Origin of the sequence: Microbacterium sp. 13-71-7 (assembly GCF_002257455.1) — a bacterium.
In the GTDB taxonomy this organism is placed as follows: Bacteria; Actinomycetota; Actinomycetes; order Actinomycetales; family Microbacteriaceae; genus Microbacterium.
In genome coordinates this window covers 1-8,742 of the sequence record NZ_NCKN01000176.1, presented here as the reverse complement: position 1 = coordinate 8,742, position 8,742 = coordinate 1, and the positions used below count along the sequence as shown (strand labels likewise).

General features: G+C 72.9%; 7 protein-coding genes. 5 read left to right on the top strand and 2 right to left on the bottom strand.

The window, feature by feature from the left end:
* The 4 genes from B7X32_RS15225 to menC form a co-directional block, all read left to right on the top strand.
* A partial coding sequence (locus tag B7X32_RS15225) for a serine hydrolase domain-containing protein (protein ID WP_292721359.1) occupies nucleotides 1–1,490 on the top strand: 1,490 nt, incomplete at its 5' end.
* Nucleotides 1,490–2,623 (top strand): M20 family metallopeptidase, encoded by a 1,134-nt coding sequence (locus B7X32_RS15220; protein ID WP_292721356.1) that lies wholly within the window; start codon nucleotides 1,490–1,492, stop codon nucleotides 2,621–2,623. The genes B7X32_RS15225 and B7X32_RS15220, both read left to right, overlap by 1 nt.
* On the top strand, nucleotides 2,620–3,483 hold the full coding sequence (locus tag B7X32_RS15215; protein WP_292721353.1) for a GNAT family N-acetyltransferase: 864 nt from the start codon (nucleotides 2,620–2,622) through the stop codon (nucleotides 3,481–3,483). The genes B7X32_RS15220 and B7X32_RS15215 overlap by 4 nt, the downstream gene beginning before the upstream one ends.
* Entirely contained in the window at nucleotides 3,480–4,586 is a 1,107-nt protein-coding gene (menC, locus tag B7X32_RS15210) for an o-succinylbenzoate synthase (RefSeq protein ID WP_292721350.1), read from the top strand. Before B7X32_RS15215 ends, menC begins: the two co-directional genes overlap by 4 nt.
* A gap of 88 nt (nucleotides 4,587–4,674) precedes the next feature.
* Here the strand turns inward: menC and B7X32_RS15205 are convergent, their stop codons facing one another.
* Nucleotides 4,675–7,182 (bottom strand): ABC transporter permease, encoded by a 2,508-nt coding sequence (locus tag B7X32_RS15205; RefSeq protein WP_292721347.1) that lies wholly within the window; start codon nucleotides 7,180–7,182, stop codon nucleotides 4,675–4,677.
* Entirely contained in the window at nucleotides 7,182–7,946 is a 765-nt protein-coding gene (locus B7X32_RS15200) for an ABC transporter ATP-binding protein (protein WP_292721344.1), read from the bottom strand. The genes B7X32_RS15205 and B7X32_RS15200 overlap by 1 nt, the downstream gene beginning before the upstream one ends.
* Before the next feature lie 109 nt (nucleotides 7,947–8,055).
* Here B7X32_RS15200 and B7X32_RS15195 point away from each other — a divergent pair.
* Nucleotides 8,056–8,742 (top strand): sensor domain-containing protein (locus B7X32_RS15195; protein ID WP_292721341.1); only part of this gene is annotated, 687 nt, incomplete at its 3' end.

Sequence of the window (8,742 nt, the reverse complement as noted above, 5' to 3'; positions counted from 1 at the left end):
ACCCCGGCGGCTCGCACCTGTTCCCACTCTCCGGTCCCCCGTCGCACCGTGCCGACTACTCCCAGCGCGTGATCGACTGGGTCCAGCAGTACGCCCCCGCGGCCGGCCGTCCCGTGCGCGCACGTCTGGACGCGCGGCACTGGCAGCAGCGGCTCAGCGCGCTCGCGACCGCGCACAGGGTGCCAGGCGCCACGCTCGGCATCCTCCGACTCGGCGAGGACCCCGTCTTCGCCCGCCACGGCATCCTGAACGCGCGCACCGGGGTCGCCACGACCGACGACTCGCTGTTCCAGATCGGATCCATGACGAAGGTCTGGACGACCACGGCGATCATGCGGCTCGTAGACGACGGCGTGCTCGACCTCGACCGCCCCGTGGTGGAGTACCTGCCGGAGTTCCGCTCCTCCGCGGACGAGATCACGGGCACCGTGACGCTGCGGCATCTGCTCAACCACACGAGCGGCATCGACGGCGACGTCTTCACCGACACCGGCCGCGGGGACGACGCCCTCGAGAAGTACGTCGGGATCCTCGACGGCGTGGCGCAGAACCACCCCATCGGCGCGACCATGTCCTACTGCAACTCGGGGTTCGTGCTGGCCGGACGGGTGATCGAGAAGGTCACCGGCACCACCTGGGATCAGGCCCTGAAGGATCTGGTGATGACGCCGCTCGGCCTCGAGCACTCGGCGACGCTGCCCGAGGAGGTGCTGCTGCACAGTGCGGCCGCGGGGCACACCGAGATCCTCGACGACGGTCCGAAGCTGGCACCGGCCTGGATGCTGCCCCGCGCGATGGGACCGGCCGGGCTGGTCTGCTCCACCACCGCCGACGTGCTCGCCTTCGCGCGCATGCACCTCACCGGCGGCCTCGCCGCGGACGGCACGCGGGTGCTCTCCGAGCGCAGCGTGGCGCGCATGCAGCAGCGCGAGGTCGACATGCCGAACCCCTACACGCTCGGCGACGCCTGGGGCGTCGGCTGGATCCTCTTCGACTGGAACGGGCGGCGGCTGTACGGCCACGACGGCAACACGATCGGCCAGTCCGCGTTCCTGCGGGTGCTGCCGGACGAGGGCGTCGCCGTGACCCTGCTGACCAACGGCGGAGGGGCCCACGACCTCTACCTCGAGCTGTTCGAGGAGATCTTCTCCGAGGTCGCCGACGTGCACCTCCCCGAGGAGCTCGCGCCGCCCGAGGACCCCTTCGTCGCCGACTTCTCCGAGGTGCTGGGCACCTACGACAGGGCCGGCGTGCGCATCGACGTGATCGATTCCGCAGACGGACTGCGGCTGCGCACGACGGCGACCGGCCCCCTCGCCGAGCTGCTTCCGGATCCGGTCGAGGAGCATGCGCTGATCCCGGTGCGGGAGAACGAGTTCGTCCTCCGCCCCGAGGGCACGCAGGCCTGGAACGCCGTGGTCTTCTACCGCCTCGCCACCGGCGAGCAGTACCTGCACTACGGCGTGCGCGCGGCGCCGAAGGTCTCGTGATGGCCGCGCAGGCCCGCATCGCGGAGGCTCCGGAGGTCGCCCTCGACGCGATCGTCGCGGACATCGGTGCGCTGGTGCGCTGCGAGTCGCCCTCGCGCGACCGGGAGGCCCTCCTCCGCAGCGCCGATGTCACGGCGGAGCTCGGCGAGCGCGTGCTCGGCATCGCTCCGGAGCGCCTCGTGATCGACGGCACGCCCCACCTGCGCTGGCGGTTCGGCACGCCCCGGGTGCTGCTGCTCGGGCACCACGACACGGTGTGGCCCCTCGGATCCCTGGAGCGCCTCCCGTTCGGCGTCGAGGACGGCGTCCTGCGGGGACCAGGGTGCTTCGACATGAAGACCGGCGTGGTGATGGCCCTGCACGCGGTCGCCGCACTCGAGGACCGCGAGGGCGTGAGCATCCTCATCACGGGCGACGAGGAGCTCGGTTCCCCGTCGTCGCGCGACCTCATCGAAGACGAGGCGCGCGGCTGCGCGGCCGCTCTCGTGCTCGAGGCCTCCGCCGACGGCGGCGCGGTGAAGGTGGCCCGCAAGGGGGTCTCGGTCTACCGCGTGCACGTCACAGGACGGGCCGCTCACGCGGGCCTCGAGCCGGAACGCGGCGTGAACGCCTCGGTCGAGGCCGCGCACCTCATCCTCGCGATCTCGGCGCTCGGCGATCCGGACGCCGGCACGACGGTGACGCCCACCCTGCTGCGGGCCGGATCCGCGAGCAACACGGTGCCCGCGGAGGCCGAGTTCTCGGTCGACGTGCGCGCGGTCACACGCGCGGAGCAGGAGCGCGTCCACGCGGCGCTGCATGGGCTCGGCGCGACGCTTCCCGGCGCCGGGGTGCGCATCGAGGACGGCCCGCGGAGCACGCCGATGGAGCGGAGCGCCTCCGCCGACCTGTTCGCCCGCGCTAGGGCGATCGCCGCCGATCTGGGGCTCGCCCCTCTCGACGGCGTCGCCGTGGGCGGCGGCTCCGACGGCAACCACACGGCCGGCATCGGCGTGCCGACGCTCGACGGCCTCGGCGCGGTCGGCGCGGGCGCGCACGCCGAGGACGAGCACGTCCTCGTCGGCATGATCCCCGCGCGCATCACCCTGGTGCGAGAACTCATCGCGGACGTCCTGGCAGGAGGCGGAAGATGACCATCATGGGGACCTCCATGCAGGAGACCGCGGCCGCCGCGGATGCCGCCGACGCGGCAGCGGCGGAGGCGGGGATCGAGATCCGGATCCTCACCCGGGTCGAGGAGTTCGCGCAGGTGGCCGCGCTGTTCCGCGGCATCTGGACCGCCGAGGGCGACCGTGCGCCGGTCAACGTGGAGACGCTGCGGGCGCTCTCCAAGGCCGGAAGCTATGTCGGAGGCGCCTTCGAGGGCGATGAGCTGGTGGGCGCCTGCTTCGGCTTCTTCGCGGCGCCCGAGCGGCGCGCGCTGCACAGTCACATCGCAGGCGTGTCGGCGCGCATGCGCGGGCGCAACGTCGGCTTCGCGCTCAAGGTGCACCAGCGGTCCTGGGCGCTCGAGCACGGCCTCGACGAGATCTCCTGGACCTTCGATCCGCTGATCAGCCGCAACGCGTACTTCAATCTCGTGAAGCTCGCGGCCACCCCGACGGGCTACCTCCGCAACTTCTACGGTCAGATGAGCGATGCGCTGAACGGCGCGGACGACACCGACCGGATGCTGGTCACCTGGTATCTGCACGATCCCGCGGTGTCGGCCGCCTGCCGCGGCTCCGCACCCGAGGCGACGGCGGCCGCGGTCGACACCCTGCTCGGCCGCGAGGACGACGCGGTGCCGGTCGCGCACGAGACCTCGGCCCGGCTGGTCCGCGTCTCGCTCCCCCGCGACATCGAGTCCCTCCGCCGCACGGATCCGGAGCTCGCCACGCGCTGGCGCCTCGCCGTGCGCGCGACCCTCGGCGACCTCATGGACGAGGGAGCGCGCGTGCTCTCCTTCGACCGCTCCGGCGCCTACACCATCGACAGAGGAGAAGTGCAATGAAGCTCAGCGGGATCGAACTCCGCGTCATCGAGATGCCCCTGGTGTCTCCGTTCCGCACGTCGTTCGGCGTCGCCACCGCGCGCGAGGCGCTGCTCGTGCGCGCCGTGACGGACGAGGCCGAGGGCTGGGGCGAGGGCGTCGCGATGGCCGATCCCCTGTACTCCTCCGAGTACGTCGAGGCGAGCGTCGACGTGATCACCCGCTTCCTGCTGCCCGCCCTGGCCGCGGTCCCCGACCTCGACGCGTCGAAGGTCGCCCCTGCCCTGGCGAAGTTCAAGGGGCACCGGATGTCGAAGGCGGCCGTCGAGCTCGCGATCCTCGACGCCGAGCTGCGCGCCAAGGGCGTGCCGCTCTCCCGCGAGCTGGGCGCGGTGCGCTCCCAGGTCGACTGCGGCGTGTCCGTGGGGATCATGGACACGATCCCCGAGCTCCTCGACGCCGTGGGCGGCTATCTGGACGAGGGCTACGTCCGCATCAAGCTGAAGATCGAGCCGGGGTGGGACATCGAGCCCGTGCGCGCCGTCCGGGAGCGCTTCGGCGACGACGTGCTGCTGCAGGTGGACGCCAACACCGCGTACCACCGCGGCGACGCGGGGCACCTCGCGCGCCTCGACCCGTTCGACCTGCTCCTCATCGAGCAGCCGCTCGACGAGGAGGATCTGCTCGGCCACGCCCAGCTGGCGAAGGCCGTGCGCACGCCGATCTGCCTGGACGAGTCGATCGTGTCCGCCCGCGCGGCGGCCGATGCGATCGCCCTCGGGGCGTGCTCGATCGTGAACATCAAGCCGGGCAGGGTCGGCGGCTATCTGGAGGCCCGGCGGATCCACGACGTCTGCGCCGCCAACGACATCCCCGTGTGGTGCGGCGGCATGCTCGAGACCGGGATCGGCCGGGCGGCCAACGTCGCGCTCGCCGCCCTCCCCGGCTTCACCCTCCCCGGCGACACGTCGGGCTCGGACCGCTACTACACGCACGACATCACGGATCCGTTCGTGATCGAGAACGGCACCCTCACGGTGCCCACGGGCCCGGGGATCGGCGTCACGCCGACCGCGGAGGCGCTCGAGGAGGTCACGGTCCGCACCGAGTGGATCACGTTCTGATCCGGAGCACCTCACGCGACATCCTGAGAAGGGCGGCCCCGCATCCGCGGGACCGCCCTTCTTCGTCAGCCTTCTCGCCGAGCGGCCGTCACTGCCGGGATCCGATCTCCTCGATCGGCCGCGTGCGCATCGCGCCCAGCGTCGCGACCCACAGGGTCGCCAGCGCCAGGGCGCCCATCGCGCCGACGAGTCCCAGCACCGCGAGCACAGGGAGCTCCGGCACGAGCCGGCCCGAGATCCCGATGCTCATCCCGATGAGCGGCGGGATCGCGACGATGACGCCGAACGCCGTCGAGATCACGGCGACCATCACCGCCTCGGTCCGCATCATCGCCCGCACCTGACGCCGCGAGGAGCCGATCAGCTGCAGGAGCGCGAACTCCCTGGAGCGCTCGCCCGTCGCCATCACAAGCGTGTTGATCACCGCGATCGCGATGTAGCCGAGGATCACGATCAGCGCCACGAGGTTCACCCAGCCCTGCTGCGACTGCGCGTCCGCTCCCGCGGCCTTCTGCCCGCTGCCGGGGACCACGTGCAGCCCCTGCGCGGCCGCGGCGGCCTGCACCTGGTCGGCCCGGTCGGCGTCGACGGCGACGAGCGCGAAGGCGTCGAGCCCGCTCGTGGTGCGCGCCCGCACCGCTGCGCCGTCCATCGTGAGATCGCCGAACCCGAGGCCGCGCTCGTAGACCGCGACGACCGTCGCATGCAACGGCGTGCCATCGCCGAACCAGCCCTCGATCGCGTCCCCGACGCCCACGCCCCAGGTCTGCGCCGCGTCGCTGCTCACGGCGACGGTCTCCGCACCGCCGAGACCGGACAGCGCCCCCGACCGCACCTGGAGATCCATGGTCTTCTCGACCGCCCGCGGATCGACGCCCTGCAGCACGGGTTCGGCGTTCCTGGGTTTGCCGTCGAACTCCTTGTACCCGATGATCGCTCCGCTGAGCGCGATGGGAGTGACCGCCGTCACGCCGGGGATCTCGGCGACCCCTGCGACCGCCGAAGGCGACAGTCCCGCCGGAGCGCTGACCCGAAGGGCCGCGGTCACGCCCGCATCCGCCTGCGCGGCCGACTCGTGCGCGACGATCGACGGAGCGCCGATCTGCACGAGTCCGAGGCCCACGCCGAGGGCGATCGGGAGGATCGCGCCGGCCAGGCGCCGACTGCCCGCGATGCCGTTGGCCGAGGCCAGGAAGCCGGCCGCCGACAGGCGGCTCAGGAGCGGAGCAGCGGCGCGCATCACGAGGGCGACCAGCCACGGGCCCAGCAGCGCCAGCGCCACGATGAGCATCAGGGCCGCCGCGGCCGAGGCTCCTGCCGCGGCCACGCCGCGCGCGAACAGCGGGACGGCGGACACCGCCAGCCCCGCGACGGCGAGGATCCCGCCGCTCACGAACCGGGCCCGCCCGATGCGCGTCGGCCCGCTCGAGGACTCCCGGAGCGCCTCGATCGGATCCAGTCCGGCCGGGCGGCGGGCCGCGATCCTCGCGGCCGCCCACGCGGCGCCGAGGACGAGCAGCAGTGCGCCGACGGCCGGCGACGGGCCGACCGCGAGCGCGAAATCGCCCGGGATCACGCCGCCGGAGACGAACGCCCGTTGCAGCACGCCCGACAGGAAGTATCCCGGGACGATGCCGAGCAGACCCGCGACGACCGAGATCGACATCACCTCGCGTGACACCAGCGCGTGCACCTGCTTCGGGCTCGCGCCCACGGCTCGCAGCAGCGCGAAGTCGCGGCGGCGCGACTGCACCGACAGCGACAGCGTGCCGGACACGATGAACAGCGCCACCAGGATGCAGGTGCCGACGAAGGCGCTGCCGATCGTCACCAGGGTCGAACGCGCCGCTCCGGAATCGAGGAACTCGATGTCGCCGCGGCCCGCGCCTGTCTGCACGGCGAGGCCGGGCACCGCGCCCCGGATCGCGGCCGCGGTCTCCGCCGCGTCCACCCCCTGCGCGGGGAACACGCCGAGGGTCTGCGCGACGCCGCCGCGGGGATCCAGCTCCGCGATGCGCGCGCTGCTGAGGTACACCTGCGGGGCGCGCTCGGCGCCCGCCGCGTCGACGAGGCCGACGACCCGGTACTCGGCGGAGGTCCCGCCGTGTGCGAGCAGGATCCGGGCGCCGAGCGCCTCCCGGCCGCCGGCGGTCACGACGACCTCGTCGGCGCCCACGGGCTCCGTCCCTTCCCGCAACGCCGATCCTGTCAGGGCGACAGCGCCCCAGGGGTGCGCCTCCACGAGGCGCCCGCCCGCGTCCGCGAGGGGCACGGTGACATCGGCGACGACGCGGTCCACGCCGGAGACGGCCGCGACCTTCGCCGCCGCGCCCTCGGGCAGGGGCGCGCGCTCGTGCAGCGGGACCGGGAGGTCCTCGGGCACCTCCACCTGCTGTGAGGCTCCGACGATGACGGGAGCCGCCGTGTAGCGGACCGGCGCGAGCCCGCCGCGTACGCCGGATTCCACCAGGACGCCGAGGCCCGTGACCAGGGCGCTCGCGACGAACACCGCGACGGCCACGCCGACGAAACCGCCCTTGTTCTGCCGGAGGTCGGCGCGGACGAGCCGGCCGAACCCCAATCGTGCGCCCGCCATCACCACTCCCCGAGCGAGCTCATGCGGTCCGTGATCTCGGCGGGCGTCGCGCCATCGAGATGGCCCGCGAAGGCGCCGTCGGCGAGGAAGATGACGCGGTCCGCATGCGAGGCCACGACGGGGTCGTGCGTGACCATCACGACCGTCTGCGCGAGGGCCTTCGTGGTGTGCGCCAGCAGGTCGAGCACCTGCTTGCCCGACCGCGAGTCGAGCGCGCCCGTGGGCTCGTCGCCGAAGACCACGTACGGCCGCGTGATCAGCGCGCGGGCGATCGCCACGCGCTGCTGCTGCCCGCCGGAGAGCTCGGCCGGGCGCCGGCGGCGGCGCTCCGACAGCCCGACCGATTCGAGCAGGAAGTCGAGCCACTCCCGGTCGAGCCTGCGCCGCGCGAGGCGCAGCGGGAGTGTGATGTTCTCCTCGACGTTCAGGGCCGGGAGCAGGTTGTACGCCTGGAACACGAAGCCCACGTGATCCCTCCGGAACTCCGTGAGCCGGCGTGCGCTGAGCGACGAGACCTCGGTGTCGCCGAGGACCACGCGGCCGCTCGTCGGCCGGTCGAGCCCCGCGGCGCTGTGCAGGAGCGTGCTCTTGCCGGATCCCGACGGCCCCATGATCGCGGTGAAGGTGCCGCGGGCCAGGGTGAGGTCGACGCCGCGCAGCGCGGGGACGGTGTTCGCTCCGGATCCGTAGGTCTTCACGATGTTCTCGAGGCGGAGCGCGTCACCGGCCTGCGTGGGCCGGGACGGTGCGGATGAAGTTGTCATGCTTCGACGCTAGGAACGACGGCCGGCGAGGCCCATCCTGCTGGGCCCCGCTCGGATGGTGCAGCTGGCTGTACCGCGCGAGGCTGTCCGCTCCGGCAGACTTGTCGGAATGACTCAGGGACCGGTGCGGCGTTGGCTGCGGGATTGGCGCTTCGTGGCCGTCGAGGCCGTGACGTCCGCCGTGTCGATCCTCTTCTTCTGCGCCGGCCTCGTGCTGGTTCCGCTCATGATCATCCCCGGCGGCGTCCTCCTGCTGCCGGGAGCCGTCCGCATCCTGCACGACTGGTCGGATCGGGCGCGCAGACGGGTGGGCTCCTACCGCGGTGAGAGCATCCGGGGTCCTGCGCCCGTGCCGCGGGACCTGCGGTCGATCGACGAGCGCATCCAGCTCGCGCTCTCCCCCCCGACCGTGCGCGACGCGCTCTGGCTCGCGGTCGATGCGATCCCGCTCTTCTCGATCGCGATCGTGACGATCGTGATCCCGCTGGGCGCGGTGAACTCCCTGGCGGTGCCCTTCTACTGGCAGTACGCCCCGGCCGACGAGCCGGTGACCGCGCCGTACCCGGTCACCTCGTGGCCGCTCGCGGCGACCATGCCGCTCATGGCCCTCGTCTACGTCCTCATCTCCTGGGCGCTCATCCCCGCGGTCGCCCGCCTCCTGGCGCTGATCTCCTCGCGCCTGCTCGCCGTGCCTGCACGGTCGAGCCTGGCCGAGCGCGTCGACGCCCTGACGCTGAGCCGCGCCGCCGCGCTGGACGCGCACGCCGCCGAGCTGCGGCGCATCGAGCGCGACCTG

What these genes read in the sequence shown, in the direction of transcription:
- menC (WP_292721350.1), top strand. Translation starts at nt 3,480, where the DNA reads ATGAAGCTCAGCGGGATCGAACTCCGCGTCATCGAGATGCCCCTGGTG.
- B7X32_RS15200 (WP_292721344.1), bottom strand. Translation starts at nt 7,946, where the DNA reads ATGACAACTTCATCCGCACCGTCCCGGCCCACGCAGGCCGGTGACGCG.
- B7X32_RS15215 (WP_292721353.1), top strand. Translation starts at nt 2,620, where the DNA reads ATGACCATCATGGGGACCTCCATGCAGGAGACCGCGGCCGCCGCGGAT.
- B7X32_RS15205 (WP_292721347.1), bottom strand. Translation starts at nt 7,182, where the DNA reads ATGGCGGGCGCACGATTGGGGTTCGGCCGGCTCGTCCGCGCCGACCTC.
- B7X32_RS15220 (WP_292721356.1), top strand. Translation starts at nt 1,490, where the DNA reads ATGGCCGCGCAGGCCCGCATCGCGGAGGCTCCGGAGGTCGCCCTCGAC.